Below are 19983 nucleotides of genomic sequence, written 5' to 3'. Positions count from 1 at the left end.
GATCCCTGAATCGCTCAACCATTCTATGAGCAGGTAGCATTCGCCACGACAACCGCCTGAGACAGGCTTTCCGGCGGTAATATATACGGTGCGAAACACTGTGAACCTTTGCCATCGCCCCACTGAACAAGAAGTTTTCCCTGAAGCGGCAACCCGCTGAGATAAATTTGCCCTTCATCCCCGACCATGCTGGTGACACCGCTGGTTTCTTCACGCACCACGGAGCCGAACGGCACGGCTTTTCCGCCTCGCGTCACGGTGATGATCGCCCGCACACCAATGCGCGCATTAAATTCAGCACGAACCACTGCGCCTTCAGTCGGCACCACATTGCTGACGTTATTTTCAATATCGGTGTGGTTGTCCATGGTGTTGGTATCCAGCGCGATGCGGTTGTAGCGATAAACCGTGGCATACGGCATCACCGCGTAACCTCGCCAGTCAGTTTTCACCCCGGTCTGATTTTCAACGCCAACCCCGCTGGCTCCCGGCGCTTTGATAAGCACATTGGTATCGCCTAGCGGCTGGCTAAAGGTGACGCCATCGGCGTGACCGACCACACCGCCCGATGCCTGCCAGTTAAAGTCGTGCTGATCCCGGTCGTAGTTGTAACCCAGCCCCAGCGTGCCGTACGTCGCCTGCCAGTTAGCATTCGCACTACCGCTGTATCCGTTGGTATCGCTATGGCCCTGAGTCACGCTGTAGTTCAGGTTTCGTCCTTCCAGTAGCGTGCCACCGATGCCGGTTTGTACCGTGGCATCGCCATCAGAATTATTGCTGGCAGCAAAAGTGGCATAAGCGCGGTCGAGTGTGCTGGTCCGCGAATATCCATGCCCCAGCAAGGTGCTGAACGGCACAGAAAGGTTGAAGGCCATGATGCGATCGTTCCCGGAAATCCCGACTGATTTGCTCCATGACATCGAAAGTGAATAGCTAATCCCGCGCCAGCCGCTGGCATATCCGGTCTGATACCAGGTGTTGTTTTGATTGGTTTCCCAGTAAGTTTGCTGACTGCCTGAAACATACAGCGACCCGTAATCGCCCAGAGACTGAGAAACGTTAATTTGAAAACGCCCACGTTTGCTGTAGCGCAAATTGTGGTAGCTCTGCACAACAGGTTCCGTTTTATTCCCACCGGCGTCATCCGTGGCGTATTCATAGCCTTCAATATTTTTGTAGGCCACTTCGTCGAGCGTATAGAACCCACGCGTCGAATAGCGGTAGCCCAATAACTGGAAGTTGGTGCCGTAATCGCTGAGTGATTTGGCGTACAGGAAGCGCAATGACTGGCCCTGATGCTCGCTGTCATCCGCAAGTCGGCTGCGCGCATGGGTAACATCCATCGAAATGGCGCCCCATTCGCCGAGGTTTTTGCCTGCCCCCAGCGCCATTGCGGTGTAATCCCCGGCAAGCTGCGTGCCGCCGTAAACGGTATAGCCATCAGATAGCCCGGCGACGAGCGTAGCCTGGGTAAAGAATGGCGTGTTTTGTTGGTCACTACCGCTGCGGAAATCCCCGGCGACCACATCAAATTTCAATCGTCCTTCACGCTGCAACAGCGGAACGGTGGAGTAAGGCACAGTGTATTTTTGCTGGGTTCCGTCTTTTTCTTCCAGGGTAACGTCGAGATCGCCACTCGAAGAGGTTGGGTTCAGGTCACTGATAGCGAATGCGCCCGGCGAGACGTAGCTTTGGTAAATGACAAAGCCGTTCTGGCGGATGGTGATTTTGGCGTTAGTCCGCGCGATGCCGCGCACCGTTGGCGCGTAACCTTGCAGACTATCGGGGTACATGCTATCCGCCGAATAGAGCCGTGCGCCGCGAAAGCCGAGGCTGTCGAACACGTCGCTGCCAGTGTTGCTGTCGCCCATCACCAGTTCGCTTTTGAGCGGAATTATCGTCCGTTGCGCGTAGGTGCTGATGTTATTCCAGTGGCTGGAACGATAGTCATCGCCGCGGGTGTAGCTCCAGGCTCCGCTGTTACGTAGCCGCCACGGGCCATAGTTCAGGCCACTTTGCAGGCTTAAATAGTAGTTATCGTCGGAACTGCCGTGGTTGCCGGTAAAGCTGTAGTTCAACAGAGCTGCGGGGATACCTTCATCCCACTCCTGGGCGGGAATATAGCCCCTGGCGCTATTGAGCAGCGATGCCTGCGGCAAGCTGATATCCAGGCGTAATTTGGCAAAATCAAAGTGCGTTTCGGAACCCGGAATCAGCTCGGCCATCGGCACACACTCACCGGCTTTCAACCTGGCAAGCGCTGGATAGGCGAGCATGTTTAAACCGAGGCGCTTGAGCCAGTCAGTGTCCAGGCACGGCACCAGACCGCCTGATTTTACTTTTCCGCTTTTGGCGTCGCTGGCAATGAAACGAATATCCTGGGTGGCGATAAATTCATCGTTACGCCAGATATCCACGCGATATTCACCCGGAGCCTGGTCGCTGCCTTTTTCAAAACGCGACAAATCCGCAACGGCGGCGTCTTCTGCCGATAAAAACCCAGGGTTAAAGAAGCTTTCACCTGAACTCGTTCCGGGACAGAGCGCTGCCATTATCATCCCCGCCAGCGGGGCGAGTGACTTATTGTTCATCTGCCAGGTATCCTTTTTGTGCAGATTACCTGCATTACAGCATTACGCCTGCTTGCACAGGCGTGACCGCACCGTAGTCATTCACCGTCTGGAACGAGATAGCGCCTTTTATGCCTGCGGGAATAATCACCTGCGCCACGCTTTTTGGCGCGACCATGGTATTGGCCAGTTTCTCGTTGCCGACTTTCAGATTGACCGTGCTGATGTAATAAGGAGAGGGATTGTGAACACGCAGGTGCTCGCCGCTGCGGCTAAAGCGCAGCTGTTTTACCGCCTCTTCTGGCTGCATTTGCAGGTTTTTAGGGCGCACAAACAGCTTGATGCGTGACAGGATCGCCAGTTGCAGCACGTTGCTGCCTTCGAGATTACTTTTATCGACTGACGGAATGGCTTTCACATTCATCCAGAAAACGGATTCACGGTCAGCAGGCAATGGCGGCCCTGCGTAAATGATACGCAGCGTGTTTTCGCTTGAGGGTTCACTGACAAAAAGAGGAGGCGTCACAATAAACGTCTTATCTTTAACGCCGAGGTTATTTTCGACCCACGAATTTACAAGGTAGCGCTCTTTGTTGTCGCTATTATTAATCGAGAGCGAAGTTTGTTTAGCATCAGCAGGATAAATAACGCGTGTCGCGCCCAGCGCAATACCACCCGCGGCTTGTACGTTAAAGCAAAAAATTAACAGACACAGCATTGCGGCCGAGCCCTGTTTAAATAAATTATTCATCACACGGCACCATCATTATGACTATTATTAAATTCTATGATTCAGGGATAAATGAGCGTAAACCAGACATCGGAATGGATATTTCCAGGCGTCATTTGTTGTGTCACCGAACGATAGCGAGCGGTAAAATGCAGCGTCGTTTCTTGCTCTTTAATTGACACAAAATATCCTGGTGCGGCATTAGGAATAATGAGCTTTTGTTCACTATCAAATAACGCCAGACCAATTCCCGAGCTGGAATCAATCTCACCGATACGGGTCGAGGCCAGAAATACCTGCGGGTCTTGCTCAGGCGTTACGCCCTGAAAGGAGATTCCCACTAAATCAGAGGTTTCGGTATCGCAATCGGTCAGATGTATCGCAAAGGGAATACTGACAGGCGCGTAGTTACCCACCTCTTTAAAGAAGGAGCTTTTGTATTGTCCCATTTGCACGGTAAATTCCTGGCTTTCCGATGCCACAGAGCAGCCGCCGTTCACCAGTGAGCCCTGCATTTTTACCTTCCCGCCGTCTACCACCACAACGCGGTTTGCCTGCACCGACACGCTGTTTGCGAATAGCAGGAACAACAGGATTATCCTTATCATTGTCGCCTTCCAAAGAGTTGCATTGCATCAGCCCCATCCCTGAGGCTTTCGTCATCCTTGTTCAGACTTATTATTCGTATTTCATCACGAAAGTCGCGTCAGCATTGGCCTGGCCTGCTGTTGCAGTAGCGGCGGTTGCTTTGTAACGCGCGGTGAATGGCAGGGTGTTTGTGCCATCAATCAGGGTCTGCGCGGTTGAGAAGGTAGAGCCATCCGGGGTCAGCACTTTTGATTTGCTGTCCAGAATCTGAATACCTACGCCGCCTGCCGTGGTGCTGTTATCACCGGAGTTGATGGCAAGCAGTGTAGGGTCAGTTCCGTCTGCCTGGCCGGAGAATGCCACGGACGCCAGAGTTGAAACAGTGGTGTCACAGTCGTTCAGAACGATAGTGAATGGGATCTGAGCGGAGGTATCGCCCACTTTAGTAAATGCCGCAGTACGATATTGACCCAACTTCACTGTTTGATCGGAAGACTGAGTACTTACCGCACATGCCGCGTTCACCAGCTCACCTTTAAAGTGGACTGTGCCGCCATTAACACTCACCGCATCGGCCTGAGCCGCACCGCTGACTAATGCAATCCCGGCAACCAATGAGGATGCAATTTTGCTGAATTTCATGGAGATTCCTTTAATTATTAAAATACCCTGTTCGAATAATGCATCCTTCATTATTCCGGTTAAATAACTCGGGCCATAGATAGCCTATTCCCTCTCCGCAGTCCTTGTGGAGATGTTTATTTATCGTCATCAGTGATATTTAAATCGAAATTTAAAACACCATCTCTTCGACGCTGCATAATTTAAGTTAAATACACATTCAATAATATGTACCAAGCCTTTATTATCTCTAAGGTATGTCTTATAAAGCCCTAAGAAATAGCGGAGGGAATTGGCTGAATTAGCCTCCCGGAACTACCCATTTACACCAATACAAGATATTCTTAGCAAATTGTTTTTAAGCCGTTAATTTATTGATTCACTGGATCGATCCTGATGATGCAAAAAATGTTCAAAATGCCGTTACTGTTGGCATTCCTGTCCTGCCTGATATTGACTCCTTTCCTCTCTCATGCGGATGATTCCACAGGACAAACTGCCACTGAAGAGCCGGCTAAGATCAATGCCAGCACCGCGCTGCCTGCATTGCAAAAGCGCCTTGATGCGCTAAAACAGCGAGTCTCAACCGCAAAAACGGACAAGCAGTTCACCAGCCTTAACGACGATTCACAAAAGCTGGCAAGCGAGGCCGATAAACTCGCCGTAGCGTTGGCTCCGCAATTAACTCAAATCCAGGCGCAGCTTGATGTTCTGGGGCCGCCACCCGCACCGGGTACGCTTGCAGAAACGCCGCAGGTGGTCAGCCAACGCAAGCAGCTCAACAGCAGCAAAACTTTGCTCACCACCCAAATTGAGCAAACCAAAGCGATTTCCGTTGGGGCGCAAAACCTATCGTCACAAATTTCCGGCCTGCGCCGTGACGCGCTGAAAACCCAAATCGCGCTAAATACCGGCAGTATTCTCGGCGAGAAATTCTGGTCGCCAGTCATTGAACCCAGCGATAAAGACGCCGTTCGGTTTGGCGATTTTGGCACACAAGTTGGCGAGGCATGGGATCAAGCCTGGAGCGAAGAATGGCGCCTGAGCACCAGCATCTATTTGCTGTTAGCGCTGGGAATCGGGCTGTTTGGCCGCAGAGGCCTGGATAGCCCCATGAACTGGGTTTTGCCCCGCTGGCTGCCGCAAGGGCGTTTTCGTCGCAGTTTCCTTGCGTGTTTCACCACGTTAAGCACCATGCTGACGCTGGGTATCAGCATGCAACTGCTGTGTTATATCTTCACTCGCTTGCCTGATACTTCCGCGTGGATCAACGAGTTCGCCGAGCAGTTAGTTGAGCTAACTTATTTTTCAGCGGTGATTGCCGGCCTGGGGATTGCGCTGTTATCAAACAGCCACCCTTCCTGGCGTCTGCCGGGCATTGCCGATCCGCTGGCGAAAACACTCTCTTCGTTCCCGATTTTGCTCGCCACTTTTATCTTTATCTTCGGTATTATTGAACAGTTGAATGCTCTGGTCGGCGCGAGCATTGCCGCCACGCTATTTGGTAATGGCCTTTCCGCATTACTGGTGGCGCTCAATTGCCTGGTCGCACCGATTCGCGTCAACCGCATACGCCGTAAAATGCGCGCCGACGGCGAGCAAACCGAAGCCCGCTCAACGGTGGCAGGCTTAATTCACCTCGTCATCAGCCTCACCGCGTTCGTTATCCTGCTGGCTCTGCTGATTGGTTACATCCCGCTGGCGCGCTTCGTCACCTTTGAATTGCTGTGGATTGGTCTGGTGGTTTCCAGCCTGTATCTGCTGATTCATTTCGTGGTTGACCTGTGTGAAGCGGTATTCTCGCCTTCTACCCAGAGCGGGAAAATCCTCAAAAGTACGCTGAGCCTCAATGACCGCCACCTGTCACTCGCGGCAACGCTGTTTTCCGCATTAGGGAAAACGTCACTGTTAGTGATGGCCGCCGTGGCGCTACTGAATGGCACCTTTGGCACCACGACGCCGATGGAGTTGCTCACAAAAATCGCCGATATGTGGGGCGGAAAAGGCCTCGAAGGGATGAATATTATCCCGGCACATGCGTTAAATGCGGTGCTGTGTCTGGTGATTGGCTGGTACGTGCTGCGCTCCACACGCCGCTGGCTGGATAACGACTTCCTGCCAAAAACCAATATGGATCGCGGCCTGCGCGCATCGCTGGTGACGCTGTTTACCAACGTCGGTTACGTGCTGATTATCATGCTCACGCTCTCAATGCTCGGCATTGAGTGGAACAAACTGGCGTGGATTGTGAGCGCCTTATCGGTAGGTATCGGTTTTGGTTTACAGGAAATCGTGAAGAACTTTATTTCCGGCCTGATTCTGTTAACCGAGCGCCCGGTGAAAGTGGGCGATTTAGTCAGTATCAGCGGCGTAGAGGGCGATATTCGCCGCATCAACGTCCGCGCCACCGAGATTCAGTTAGGCGACAAATCCACGGTAATTGTACCGAACTCGCAGCTTATTTCGCAGAACGTGCGTAACGCCACCATGGGAAATGCCCAGGGTGTGGCTACCATCGCCCTCACCTTCCCGCTGGATATCGACCCGGAGCAAGTGCGTAATTTGTTGCTTGAGGCCTATAACCTGCATGAATCCATTCTGGAAAATCCGAAACCGTCTGTCAGCTTCAAAGAACTGGGGCCAACCGGCATCGTGCTGAGTGTGACGGGTTATGTGAATAGCCCGCGTATGGTGAGTTCCACGCGCAGTGATTTGCTGTATGAGATCCTCAAAATGCTACGTGCGGCGGGCGTTAGCCTGAGCCAGACGCAAACCATGGTGCTTGAGCAACCGATAAGTAAGCCTGTAGTCGAGTAAAAATCAGCAACGCCATTGGCCGAACGAGTGCCAGTGGCGTTTCAAATGTAAGTGCCAACCGCCTCTCAATCGCCAATCATTATTTTTAAGAATACTTACCGAAAACACATTCACCAATTTGATTTATATCAACAACGGCCAACGTACTCCGCAGCATTATCTCGCCACGCAAGAACATTCATCTTCTTAAACTTTCCCAATGGGTAATAATTAAGAAGATCTAATACATAAGAGAGTTAATGATGAGCAAATTTAACGTGGTAGTCGCAGCCCTGGTGGGCGGTTTGGTGTTATCTCCTGCGGCGATGGCACTCGATTTAGCCAACGGCAGCTGGAAAGCGGCAGGTGATTCCGTCAAAGTTGTGGTCAACAATAAAGCCGTGACCATCAATGGCAAAAAAGCGACCCAAACCATTAACAACCCTGATTTTGCCGAGTGGAAAGGCGCGGGCTATACCCTAAGTTTCACCCGCAGCGGTGATGAAATGACCGGCGAATGGTCTGCATCGCGTAAACATGGCGCACTGCAACAGGTCAGCAGCACCAGCACCGCAAGTGCGAAAAAGCTCGAGAAAAAAGATCTGATGGACTTAACCACCAGCCAGGTTGAAGCAAAACTGAAAGCTGCGGGCTGGAAAGAAGTTTACCCTTACACCGAATACACCCTGAACGGCCAACGCGTGAAGATTCAATACCGCGCCGATCACGCTAATTCAGTTATTTTTCAGTAATTAAAAAACCGGTCACGGAGGACCGGCTTTTAGCACTGTTCAAATCAACTCTTATCAAGACAACAATTCAATCGGCTCTGAATTCCCGCGAGCACTCCATAGCACGAACCAACGTTGAATCGACGCCACCATAATCACCAGGCCCAGTGCGACCATGACAATGGAAATCGTACCGTTGAAAATGTTGAAACCTTTCGCCGCACTGTTGAAGTAGACGTTTTTCACCATCCAGTATGCCGCGTAGTTCACCGTCACATACAGATATGACAACGGCACCAGGCAAGTCAGCACGTACCAGCGTTTTTCCGACATGCGCAGGATAATGGTCGCGCCAATCATCAGGCCGATAGAAGCCATTAACTGGTTGGATACGCCAAACAATGCCCACACCGAGTTGATATCACCCGAGTTCAGCAAGTAACCCCACAACACGCAGGCCACGATACTGCAACCAATCGCACCCGGCATCCAGTTAGTACGTTTGAGTGGCGCCCAAATGTCACCGAGGAAATCTTGCAGCAGATAACGCGCAACTCGCGTACCGGAGTCCACCGCCGTCAGAATAAAGACCGCCTCAAACATCACCACGAACTGGAAGAAGTAAGAAGCCAGATGGCTGAACCACGGAATGCGGGTGAAAATATCAGCCATGCCGACTGCAAGCGTCACCGCCCCGCCGGTACGACCGTATAAATCCAGGCCGATAGATTCGCTCAACTGCGGCAAATTCACCACGTTCATGCCTAAACCTGCAAACACCTCAGGCGCGGAGTTAATCGCAAAGTAATCCGCAGGATGGAGTGCGGTCGCCGCAATCAGCGCCATCACGCCAACCACGCATTCCGCCAACATGGCGCCAAAAGCAACCGGCAAAATGTCGTTCCATTTGTCGATTTGTTTTGGTGTGGTGCCTGAGCCGATAAACGCGTGGAAGCCAGAAATCGCGCCACAAGCGATGGTAATCGAGATAAACGGCCAAACCGGACCGGCCAGAACCGGGCCATTACCGTGGATAAACTGCGTCACTGCCGGGAATTGAATTTCCGGGTTAATGAACACCACGCCAACGACCAGTGCGCCAAACACGCCGATTTTCATAAAGCTTGAGAGATAACCACGCGGCGTCAGCAGCATCCAAACCGGCAGCGCGGTAGCAAAGAATGCGTAGAATGGCAGCACCAGGCTCACCGTTGAAGCGCGCAGACTCAGCCATTCGCCGAAAGACGATTCCTGAATGTACGGCCCGATAATAACGCAGGCGAAGATAACGATAATCCCAACCCAGGTCGCACCGCGCATACTGCCGGTATAGCGCTCCCACAGGCCAACACAAATCGCCACCGGTATCGTCATGAACACCGCAAACGTCCCCCACGGGTTACGTTCCAGCGCGTGAACCACCACCATCGACAAACCTGCCATGGTGATAGTGATGATGAATAACATTGCCAGACCGGTACACCACCCTGCGACCGGGCCAAGCTCCGCTTTTGCCACTTCTGAGAGCGACTTACCGCGGTGTTTCATGGAGGCGAAAAGCACCACGGTGTCATGCACCGCCCCGCCTACCACACAACCAATCAGCAACCATAAGAAACTTGGCAGATAGCCATATTGTGCAGCCAGAACCGGTCCAACTAACGGGCCAGCGGCGGCAATCGCAGCAAAATGACTGCCGAAGTTAACCCATTTTTTAGTCGGGACGTAGTCTTTGCCGTCCTCAAGAATATGTGACGGTGTGATTTCAGAGTCATCAGCATTCAGAACTTTACGGACGAAAAACACCCCGTAAAGGCGATAGCAGATAGCCAGAATACACAGGGTCGCGATAACAAACGTTAATGCGTGTTGCATAACCCACTCCAGAGCCATAGATAAAAAGTTCAGCGCTATGCTGGCATGGGTTGGGAGTGCAATAAGCGGGAGTTTTAGTGAGCGGTTGTATTGGCGCGTGAGCGGTTAGAAAGGGGGAGTGAGTGGTTTTCTATGTCTGGTACAGTGATTTTCCGTTCACCCGAAAGTTTACCGTTCCTACATGGATCAGCGAACGGTGAACGTGCCAAGGAGAGAACGCCCTCTCCTTGGCAATCCTGGCGCCCGGCAAGTCAATCGCCGCTTCGCGGTAAACACCGTTTTTTACCCAACATTCGCGGTCGTTCGCGATTCGCTCCCGGCGATCGCTCTCTCACGTGGTTCCCGACCACGTGACCACGACTGAAGGGTAAAAACCGGCGCGATTGAAGCCGGGAACAAGGGCAACGTCAAAAGCTAAAGTCAAAAGCTAAAGTCAAAAGCCTGGCTGGTTTGGGTTTTGACCTTAGTCCCGGTATAAATTGCCCCAGTGTTCCCCATAAGTCAGGGTTGAGCTGCCGGGAGCAGCGAAAGAGAGCGATCACCGGGCGACTGGGTCGCCAGGGGGATGTCGTTTTCCACCTGGCACGTTCACCGTTCACTAACCTATGTGGGATCAGTGAACTTTCGGGTGAACGGAACATTCACCCTTCAGGCATAATCACCCAGTTTACTTCTGCGCTGGCCTCAGCGCCTTGACCTGCTCCGCCGTCACATCCCCCGGTAAACCACCCCACGTCACACGCAGGTAATTCACCAGTTCAGCGATTTGCTCATCGTTCAGGCGCTCACCAAAGCCCGGCATACTTTGCATGCTTTCCCCGTTCGGGAAGTTCTGCGCAGGCAGACCGTCCATCACCGAGACAATCAGGTTTTTCGCATCAGGCTGGCGCAGGGTTGCGTTATTAAGCATTGAAACGGCAACGTGCGGTTTGCCCTCGCCTTCACGAGCGTGGCAACCGGCACACTGATCGAGATATGTCATTCGCCCAGCTTCGTTACCGTTACCGAGTGCTGCAGACACCGCGGCTGGCGGCGCTTCGCCCATCAAATACGTTGCCATCGCTTTTTGATCTTCAGGCGTCAGATGCTGCGTGCTCAGGTCAACCACCATGTGCATTTCGCTAAACGCGCTGCCCTGTGGCGCAATGCCGGTAGTGAGGAATTGCTTCACATCCTGCGGCGTCCAGCCACGCTGTGCTAAGGCTTTTGGCGTAATATCCGGTGCCATAAAGCGCCCTAACTCCCCGCCCTGCATGGCTTTATCGAGTTTCATCTGGCCGAGTAAACCGCGCTCGGTATGGCATTCGCCACAGTGCCCCAGCACATCGGCCAGATAACGGCCGCGATGCCAGTCGGCTGAATCACCGGTGGAAATCGCAGGAAGTGGATCTTTGTCATGGAACAAAATATTCCAGCCAATCAGCGCGATACGCTGGTTGAACGGGAAGGTCATTTCGTTATCCGGCGTCTTAACGTCCACCGCCGGACGCGTCATCAGATATGCATAAATGTCGTCAGAATCCTGGCGCGAAATGTTTTTGTACGAGGTATAAGGCATTGCCGGGAACAGATGACGCCCGGTTGGGCCAACGCCCTCGGTCAACGCTTTGTAGAAATCATCTTTCGTCCAGCGGCCAATCCCGTAGTCAGCAGATGGCGTCAGGTTGCTGCCATAAATCGTGCCGTATGGGGATTCCAGCGGATAGCCACCCGCCAGCGGTGCGCCGCCAGATGCCGTGTGGCAAGCCGCACAGTCAGCCGCTTTCGCCAGATAACTCCCACGTTCGATTTGCTCTTTACTGGCAGTGACTTTCTGCACCGGGCCGTCATACGTGCGGTATTCCCGCCAGTACAAAATCGCCACAATAATGACGACTATTGCCAGCACAATGAGCGCGAGACGTTTTTTCATTTCACCGCCTCCTTCAGCAGCCCCGGCGTTTTCAGCACCACATCGCGTACCGCTTCGTAGTAACGCACATAACCGGTACAGCGGCAGATGTGGTTTTCCAGCGCAGTAGAAATCGCCCCTTCCAGGTCTTCACGAGCAATCGGTTCACGTTTCAGCTTCTCAACAAAAATCGTTGCAGCGTTCACAAAGCCCGGCGTGCAGTAGCCGCACTGAAAGCTGTAATGATCGAGGAAGGATTGTTGAATCGGCGAGAGTTCGACGACTTCGCCCTGCTCATCAACTTTGGCGTGGCCTTCTACGGTACGGACTTTTTTGCCGTTAAAGAAATGTGCGCCAGTGATACAGGTGCGCACTTCTTCGCTCGTGCCGCTTGGGTTATCGACAATCGCCACGCAGGCGTGGCAAATACCCTGGCCACAGCCGAGGCGTGAACCGGTTAGATAAACGTATTCGTGGAGGAAATCGATCATCATCAACCCTTCCGGCACGTCAATCGGGCCGTACGGTTTGTTGTTGATGGTCAGGGTCATTGGTTTAGTTTTGATGCTCATGGTAATACCTCACGAATATTTTCAGCACGGACGGGCAAATCACGGAAACGGTGGCCGGTGGCATCGGCAATCGCATTCACAATCGCGGCAACAACCGGGATCATCACGACTTCAGCCATACCTTTTGGCGGGTCAGTTTCCGAAAGCGCGGGGAGGATATCGCCAGTCTGTTTCCAGACCGCAACATCACTGGCACGCGGCAGGTGATAACGGTTGAAGTTCCATGTTCCGTTACCGGGTCCGTCTTCATAGAGAGGTAAATATTCGTGGAGCGCGTGGCCGATACCCATCGCCAGGCCGCCCTGCAACTGACCGGAAACCAGCTCCGGCACGATCAAGTTTCCGCATTCCATAATTGAATGGTGATTGAGCAGCTCGACTTCGCCTGTTGCGAGACTGACCGCAACTTCCGCCAGCGTGCCGACGGCGCTGTAGTATGTCACCGCCGCGTTGTTACGCTGCGTTGGCGGGTAGTAGACATGCTCACGGGCAAGCGTGGTGAATTCGCCATTGCCGTTGCGCACAGACAGGCCGTCGATAGGCAGGCGTCTGCTCTGCTCGCCAATTTTGAAATCCGCTTCTGCCCACTGCCAGCGGTTAAAGACATGCACCGCGGCACCGGTCATCAGCCCCATCTCATGCGCTTTTTTCGCCAGTAGATCGAGGCTTAAAATTTCCATTCCGGCGGCAGTTAAACCGCCTTCCACCCAGCGGGCGTCTTCAATGCGCACCACTAATGGAGCCGCCTGGCCGCCACCAATACCGGTTGACCAGATTGCCATCGCCGCAGGCCACAAGCCGTGCTCAAACACTAAACGTGCCGCTTCCCGCGTGCTGTGCGAGAAGTAATAGGCTGAGTTACTGGCGCTCGATGGCGAACAGTAAGATGGCGACCACGCCGGGTTCGCCGCCAGTTTATCCTGCTCTTCCTGGGACATAATGTAAGGGTCGCCACTGGTGACAATCGGCAGCGTTGACCAGTCCGTCACAGAGAAATTGGCTTCGTCGGCAGGTTTGCCCAGCCACTGCGCGCACAGCACGGATTGCGAAGTCGACATACCCGTGCCCATTTCCGCGCCGCTGTGGTGCAAGGAAATGCGCCCGTCAGCACTCACTTCAACACGGGCAAACGAGGTTTCCGCTCCGGTGCCAAAGTCTTTTTGCACGCACCCAAAGCCCACGCCGTAGCGCTTACCTGGGTTTTTCATTTCAAATTCAGCTTTGCGTTCCGCACGTTTGAGCCAGATTTCATTTTTCGCGGCTTTCGCCAACACTTCATCCACGCGAATCGCCCCGGCAGGAATGGCACCCTGGGTGTTTTTCATGCCGGATTTCAGCGCGTTGCGCATGCGAAATTCAATCGGGTCAATATTCAGTTGCGCGGCGATTTCATCGACCATCATTTCGGTGGCAGCCATACTTTGCAGCGTGCCGTAGCCACGAGCGGAACCGGCGTCGATGGCGCGTGAGGCCACGCCCACCGCCGACAAATCACTCTTCGGGAAGTAATAAATAGACTGCGCGGCCGTCGCGCCCACCATCGATACCGACGGCGTAAAGTTGCTGCGCCCGCCGCCGTTGGCGGTCATATCGCCCAAAAACGATTGCAGAATGCCGGTCTTTTTATTCACCGCGATGGTGTAGTTCATATCAAATGCGTGGCGTTTTAACGCGCTCTGGAACTGTTCGTAACGATCGTTGGCCAGGCGCACCGGATGCCCGTCGCCATACATTGCCGCTACCGCCCCGTAATACGGGAAGTTGTAGTGATCTTTAGAACCATAACCCACGGTGTAACACGGGTGCAGAATCAGCTGTTTTACCGGCGTAATGCCTTTTGCCAGCATGCGCGGCATTTCATCGGCCACTTCTTGCGGGGATTGCGTCGGCACTACCATGTGCAGCGTTTGCGTCGCTTCGTCGAACCAGCCGTTGGCGTTATCCGGCTCAAGGGCGGCGGTGTCGATGGATTGCGTTGTGTAGCGGCGCTGCATCACCAGCCAGTCATCCGGCGGGTTCTTAAGTTCATCGGCAATCATGCCTGCGTAATACATGCCTTCCTGATCCAGCTTGCCGCCTTCACGCCCTTCAGGCCAAACCGGCAAATGCTTTTTCATCGACACCGGGAAAATTGGCATGTCTTTTAGGCTGGAGAAATGATCGTCGTCCTGTGAGGTGGCACCGCCGACGCGCACAAAGCGGAATGTGCCCCATGGGTCACGTTCGAGCGGGCCGGTTTCGGCACCGTACTGGATCACTTCGTCTTTGAATTTCAGTTTGTCTTTGGCAAAGCGGAAACGGGCAAAATCGTGGTAAATCAAAATCGCCACGGCCTGGCCTAAATACGCTGGCGTTTTGCCCGTCGGCAGCAGCATGTCTTCGCCGTAAAACGCCGGGAATGCCAGACCGTCGCGCGCCAGATCATCAGCGGTGACGAGGCGGTCAGGTTTCAGGTCATCGCCCAATAAAGACAGGTCGATGCCGCTAAACAGACGGTTGGCTTTTGTGGTGCGCAAAATTAAGGCGTGCGCCTGTTTCTGCGGCCAGTGCGGCATATCCACAGCGCGAATATCACGGGCAAAAACTTTGTGCCCCATGACTTTCGATTGGCCATCAATACGGAAACGAATGCGTTTATTTTTGGCATCCCACTCGGGGGAATTGAGGATCTTTTCTTCAAACAGCGCGGCGTAAGCGCGGCTGTAGAGAGGGGCAAGATAAACTGCGACTCCTGCGACTACGGCACTTTTAATAAAGCGGCGCCGCGATGGATTAAAATTGCTCATAAAACGTCCCGTTAAAATTATAATTGTCTTTTTTTTGAACTGTTTGTGAAGGCCAGACATTCATTTCCGTAGTTATTATAAGTATATGCATTTGCGTTAAAGCATGTAAGAATTAACATCTCATTTTCATAAAAAAAACATAGTTGCGCAAACTATTGCGCAACAAATTTACGTGACGAGTGTGTCAAAAAGTGCCGAGGAATCAGTCTTGAGCAGGAATGTGGGCATTATCATCGCCGCAGCCGGGTTCGCTAAACGGTTCAGAGAAGCGGGTGGAAATGGCAATAAACTCGATGCGCGGCTTAACAATTGCAGTGTGTTTGCGCAAACGCTACGCCATGCCTGCGCAACGCATCTTGCGGTTCACGTCGTGACGCGTCCGGAAAATATTCATATTCAGGAACTGTGTCGTGCACAACAAATCCCTTTCACGCTTATCGAAAGCGCAGGTCTGGGAGAATCTATTGCCGCAGGGGTTAGCGCTAACCCCCACTGGAATGGCTGGCTGATTCATCTGGCCGATATGCCCTTTGTTCCCCCCACCATGTTTGTCCAGGTTGCGGATGCGCTGGCGCTTCACGAACTGGTACGCCCTCGCGTGAATGCGCAACCCGGCCACCCGGTGGGTTTCGCTCATCGCTGGTACGACAAACTGAGTCGCCTGACAGGTGATAACGGCGCGCGCGAGTTGCTGCGTGCAGAAGCGGTGCATTTTATCGAGATTGAAGATGGCGATTCGCAATGCGATATCGACCTTCCATCGCACCTGGACCAGGAGAATAAACATGCAGCATCTTGATATGAATGTGATTCGCCAGGCGCGTGACTGGCTTGCCGGACAGCCTGTCTGGCTGTGTACGGTACTCAATACTTACGGTTCATCGCCGCGCTCGCCAGGTGCGCTGATGGCGTCAACTAACGATGGTCGCTTCTGCGGCTCGCTTTCCGGTGGCTGTGTGGAAGAGGATTTTTTACAACGCATTGCGCAAGGTGAATATCAGCAAGCCAGCCAGATTGTGCGCTACGGCGAAGGCGGGCTGGAACCGGGTATTGCGCTGCCTTGCGGCGGGGTGCTGGATATTCTGGTCGAGTATTTACCGGCCACCGCAGGGAATATTGCCTACCTTGAGAAAATGGGCGATGCGTTAAGCGGCCATTTCGCCCTGCAAAAATGCCTGACGCTCCCTGAACCTTGCTGCCATCTGGAAGTGACTGGCTTTGCCGATATCACCCAGGTCGAGCGCAACGGGCAACACGTAATGTTGCATATTGCCGCCGCCCCACGTTTGCTGATTGCCGGGCTGTCGAGCGTTGCGCTGTACTGCGCAGATTTTGCCAGTTCACTCGGATTTGAAGTGTTAGTTTGCGAGAATCGCCCGGACGCGCTGGAAAACTTTGCCGCCCTTCTGAAATCCGAAATCACGTTAATTAAACAATTCCCGGCGAACTACCTCGAGCAAAATTCCTGCCACGCCAACACGGCGATTGTCGCTCTCACCCATGACCCGCGTATGGATGATTTAACGATGATGGAAGCGGTGAATACGCCTGCGTTTTACATTGGCGCGATGGGTTCACAGAAGAACAGCGCCCGCCGTCTGGAGCGATTACACAATCTGGCAGAGTTAAGCCCGGAGGAGTTACAACGCATTCACGCGCCGATTGGCTTGCCGCTGGGTAGCAAAACGCCCGCAGAAATTGCGCTGGCGGTGATGGCGGATATTGTGAAGCGGAAAAACGAAGCGCGGGGATAATGTCGGATGACGCTGGCGCTTATCCGACCTACGAAATGCATTCGTTGAGTAGATAAGCGCGATAAATATTACTTCTTCGCGACGTGTACGCGAGAAGTTAAACCACGCAGGAAGTAGCGCAGGAACTGGTCGCCACATTCACGGAAATTCTTGTTTTCAGGGGCACGCATCATCGCGGTGATTTCTGGCATAGAGATGCGGAATTCCTGGCTGGTTAAAATTTCCAGCACATCGTCAGTTTTCAAATCAAACGCAATACGCAGTTTTTTCAGGATGATGTTATTAGTCATCTTGCGTTCAATTTTTGGTGCAGGCTTGCTTTCGTCTTTGCCGCGCTTGAAGTAAATCAAACCGTTAAGGAAGTTTGCCATCAGAATATCCGGGCAAAGTTTGAAGTTCTCTTCGTCTTCTTTTTTGGTCCAGGTAACAATTTGCTCTGCAGTAACGGCCGTGTCGGTCAGGGCGAAAATTTTCACCATGTCGTCATTGCCCAAATTCAGCATGTAGCGCACGCTGCGTAATACGTCGTTATTCATCATAGTGGTGGTTCTCTCGTTCCAAATCTTGAAAGCGGGGAGTATATCGGCATGACCGCATATACCCTACATAAAACTAACTCGTTTTAAACTAGACCGCTTTCAACCCCAGTGCCTCTTTCAGGCTTTTTAAATAGCGGCGGCTCACCGGGACAGAGTTCCCGTCACGCAGCATTAATTCTGCCTGGCCGCCGTCTTCGAAGCGGATCTCTTTAAGATGCGCCATGTTGACCAGGTATTGCCGATGGCAGCGTACCAGCGGCGTGCGGCTTTCGAGCGTTCGCAGCGTGAGTTCGGTAAAACCTTCGCTCCCCTGCGCGTTGGTGACGTAAACCCCGCTCATTCGGCTGCTGGCGAACATCACCTCTTCCATTTGCAGCAAATAAATGCGGCTCTGCCCGGTACATGGAATGAATTTGAGATCTTCCTGATTGGGTGCGAGTAGCGTGATGTCCTGATCCCCTCGCTCATGGCGCAGACGATGCAGCGTTTTCTCCAGGCGTTTGCTGTCAATTGGCTTAAGCAAATAGTCGAAGGCGTGTTCTTCAAATGCCTGCACCGCGTACTCGTCAAAGGCGGTGAGAAACACGATCCAGGGCCGCTGTTCAGGATCCAGCATGCTCGCCATTTCCAGGCCGCTGATGCGCGGCATCTGGATATCAAGAAACACCACGTCCGGGCGCAAACGATGCACGGCGCCAATCGCTTCCACCGCATTGCCGCACTCCCCTACAATCTCCAGATCGGTCTCGTTTTGCAGCATGACTCGCAGATTCTCACGCGCCAGCGGCTCGTCATCGACAATCAGCACTTTTAACATGGGGTTTCCTCCAGAGGTAAACGTAGGGTAATACGGGTAAATCGGTCTGATTCGAAGTCCACTTTTATGCCGCAGTCATCGCCATAGCGGGCGCGCAAGCGCTTGTCTACCAGACTCATCCCCAGCCCGGTCGCCGTGGGGTTGTCGTGGTATAGACCGGCGTTGTCTTCTACGGACAAGTGCAAATGCTCGCCAGTCTGGCAGGCATTTATGGTGATTTCACCGACGCCAAGCAGTTGCGAAGTGCCATGCTTTATGGCGTTTTCGACTATCGGCTGTAATGAGAACGCCGGTAAACGCACCTGCGCCAACGCCTGCGGGACATTCAGCTGCACGCGCAAACGCGATTGAAACCGTGCCTGCTCGATTTGCAGATACGCATTTACATGCTCAATTTCGTCGGCCAGGGTCACAATCTCGCTTGGGCGCTTTAGGTTTTTACGGAAAAACGTCGAGAGATATTGCACCAGCTGGCAGGCTTGTTCGTTGTCGCGGCGAATCACTGCCACCAGCGTGTTCAGCGCGTTAAATAAGAAATGTGGGTTTACCTGCGCATGCAGCAGCTTAATTTCGGACTGCGTGAGCATCTGTTTTTGCCGTTCGTACTGCCCGGCAAGAATCTGTGCCGATAACAGTTGCGCAATCCCTTCGCCCAGCGTGCGGTTAATGGAGCTGAACAGGCGGTTTTTCGCTTCATACAGTTTGATGGTGCCAATCACGCGGCTATTTTCGCCATACAACGGGATCACCAGCGTCGAGCCTAATTTGCAGTTGGGATGCAGCGAGCAGCGGTACGGTATTTCGTTGCCATCGGCATACACTACTTCACCGCGTTCAATCGCCTGCCAGGTGTAATCAGACGAGATGGGGCGACCCGGTAAATGGTGGTCAGCGCCAATGCCGGTAAAGGCCAGCAGCTTTTCATTATCGGTGATGGCGACTGCGCCGATATCCAGCTCCTGATGCAGCACCTGCGCTACTTTCATGCTGTTTTCCTGGTTAAAGCCCTGGCGCAAAATCCCTTCGGTCGAGGCCGCCACTTTTAGCGCGGTAGCCGAAAATGCCGAGGTGTATTTCTCAAGCATCGCGCGTTTATCCAGCAGGATACGCATGAATAGCGCGGCACCGACGGTGTTAGTGACCATCATCGGTGCGGCAATGCTTTTCACCAGATTGAGCGCATCGGCAAACGGGCGGGCAATCAGCAGAATGATGCCCATCTGGAAGAATTCGGCCAGCAGTGTAATTCCGCCTGCGGTCAGCGGGTTAAACAGCAAATCGCTACGCCCACGGCGAATCAGAAAACGGTGTAGCAACCCGCCCAGCAATCCTTCGACGATGGTTGAAAACATGCAGCTTAATGCCGTCATTCCACCCATCGAATAACGGTGCAAGCCTCCGGTTAAGCCCACCAGTCCGCCCACTAACGGGCCGCCGAGCAACCCGCCCATCACCGCACCAATCGCCCGCGTGTTAGCGATGGAGTCGTCGATATGCAGGCCAAAATAGGTGCCCATAATGCAGAAGATGGAAAACGTGACGTAGCAAAGTAATTTGTGTGGTAAACGTACTGTGACCTGCATCAGCGGGATAAACAGCCGCGTTTTACTCATCAACCAGGCGATAACCAGGTAGACGCACATCTGCTGAAGTAGCAGTAATACCAGGTTAAATTCGTACATTGCGGCCGCCGTTGAGTCTTTGAGGGCGCGT

General features: G+C 53.1%; 15 protein-coding genes. 4 read left to right on the top strand and 11 right to left on the bottom strand.

Annotation, left to right across the window (positions count from 1 at the left end; all coding sequences use genetic code 11):
- Window positions 1-23: 23 nt before the first annotated feature.
- From M2371_RS02035 to fimA, 4 genes are all read right to left on the bottom strand, one after another.
- On the bottom strand, window positions 24-2615 hold the full coding sequence (locus M2371_RS02035) for a fimbrial biogenesis usher protein (protein WP_259267254.1): 2592 nt from the start codon (window positions 2613-2615) through the stop codon (window positions 24-26).
- Window positions 2616-2625: 10 nt separating this feature from the next.
- Complete coding sequence (gene fimC / locus M2371_RS02030) at window positions 2626-3321, bottom strand: type 1 fimbria chaperone FimC (protein WP_259266744.1); 696 nt, start codon at window positions 3319-3321, stop codon at window positions 2626-2628.
- Between the two features lie 41 nt (window positions 3322-3362).
- A complete protein-coding gene (gene fimI, locus M2371_RS02025; RefSeq protein WP_172893648.1) occupies window positions 3363-3908 on the bottom strand; it encodes a type 1 fimbrial protein subunit FimI in 546 nt (181 codons plus the stop codon).
- 70 nt (window positions 3909-3978) lie between these two features.
- Complete coding sequence (gene fimA, locus M2371_RS02020; RefSeq protein WP_034496905.1) at window positions 3979-4530, bottom strand: type 1 fimbrial major subunit FimA; 552 nt, start codon at window positions 4528-4530, stop codon at window positions 3979-3981.
- Between the two features lie 378 nt (window positions 4531-4908).
- Between fimA and M2371_RS02015 the strand changes: the two genes are divergently transcribed.
- On the top strand, window positions 4909-7326 hold the full coding sequence (locus M2371_RS02015) for a DUF3772 domain-containing protein (protein ID WP_259267253.1): 2418 nt from the start codon (window positions 4909-4911) through the stop codon (window positions 7324-7326).
- A 239-nt stretch (window positions 7327-7565) separates the two neighbouring features.
- The gene (locus M2371_RS02010) at window positions 7566-8057 is read left to right on the top strand and encodes a hypothetical protein (RefSeq protein WP_172893647.1); all 492 of its coding nucleotides are present in this window, start codon (window positions 7566-7568) and stop codon (window positions 8055-8057) included.
- 54 nt (window positions 8058-8111) lie between these two features.
- On the opposite strand, the gene M2371_RS02005 is transcribed toward M2371_RS02010, so the two are convergent.
- From M2371_RS02005 to M2371_RS01990, 4 genes are all read right to left on the bottom strand, one after another.
- Window positions 8112-9911 (bottom strand): carbon starvation protein A, encoded by a 1800-nt coding sequence (locus tag M2371_RS02005; RefSeq protein WP_259266743.1) that lies wholly within the window; start codon window positions 9909-9911, stop codon window positions 8112-8114.
- 667 nt (window positions 9912-10578) lie between these two features.
- Window positions 10579-11823, bottom strand: a complete 1245-nt coding sequence (locus M2371_RS02000) for a cytochrome c (protein WP_034496887.1) — start codon at window positions 11821-11823, stop codon at window positions 10579-10581.
- Window positions 11820-12374, bottom strand: a complete 555-nt coding sequence (locus M2371_RS01995) for a (2Fe-2S)-binding protein (RefSeq protein WP_172893645.1) — start codon at window positions 12372-12374, stop codon at window positions 11820-11822. The genes M2371_RS02000 and M2371_RS01995 overlap by 4 nt, the downstream gene beginning before the upstream one ends.
- Complete coding sequence (locus M2371_RS01990; protein ID WP_259266742.1) at window positions 12371-15160, bottom strand: xanthine dehydrogenase family protein molybdopterin-binding subunit; 2790 nt, start codon at window positions 15158-15160, stop codon at window positions 12371-12373. The genes M2371_RS01995 and M2371_RS01990 overlap by 4 nt, the downstream gene beginning before the upstream one ends.
- Before the next feature lie 208 nt (window positions 15161-15368).
- Here M2371_RS01990 and M2371_RS01985 point away from each other — a divergent pair, with 208 nt between their 5' ends.
- Both M2371_RS01985 and M2371_RS01980 read left to right on the top strand, forming a co-directional pair.
- A complete protein-coding gene (locus M2371_RS01985) occupies window positions 15369-15959 on the top strand; it encodes an NTP transferase domain-containing protein (RefSeq protein ID WP_259266741.1) in 591 nt (196 codons plus the stop codon).
- Window positions 15946-16914 carry an XdhC family protein gene (locus M2371_RS01980; RefSeq protein WP_259266740.1) on the top strand — a complete coding sequence of 323 codons (969 nt, stop codon included), beginning with the start codon at window positions 15946-15948 and terminating at the stop codon, window positions 16912-16914. Before M2371_RS01985 ends, M2371_RS01980 begins: the two co-directional genes overlap by 14 nt.
- A 68-nt stretch (window positions 16915-16982) precedes the next feature.
- On the opposite strand, the gene M2371_RS01975 is transcribed toward M2371_RS01980, so the two are convergent.
- The 3 genes from M2371_RS01975 to M2371_RS01965 form a co-directional block, all read right to left on the bottom strand.
- Window positions 16983-17453, bottom strand: coding sequence for a DUF1456 family protein (locus M2371_RS01975; RefSeq protein WP_034496898.1), 471 nt, complete (start codon window positions 17451-17453; stop codon window positions 16983-16985).
- An 88-nt stretch (window positions 17454-17541) separates the two neighbouring features.
- Window positions 17542-18270 (bottom strand): two-component system response regulator BtsR, encoded by a 729-nt coding sequence (gene btsR / locus M2371_RS01970; protein ID WP_172893642.1) that lies wholly within the window; start codon window positions 18268-18270, stop codon window positions 17542-17544.
- Window positions 18264-19952: a sensor histidine kinase gene (locus tag M2371_RS01965; protein ID WP_259267252.1), complete on the bottom strand. Its 1689-nt coding sequence runs from the start codon at window positions 19950-19952 to the stop codon at window positions 18264-18266. Before M2371_RS01965 ends, btsR begins: the two co-directional genes overlap by 7 nt.
- Window positions 19953-19983: the final 31 nt, after the last annotated feature.

Origin of the sequence: Buttiauxella sp. BIGb0471 (assembly GCF_024807715.1) — a bacterium.
Lineage (GTDB): Bacteria > Pseudomonadota > Gammaproteobacteria > Enterobacterales > Enterobacteriaceae > Buttiauxella > Buttiauxella agrestis.
Note: the sequence above shows the minus strand (reverse complement) of the source record. Positions and strands in the feature narration are given on the sequence as shown.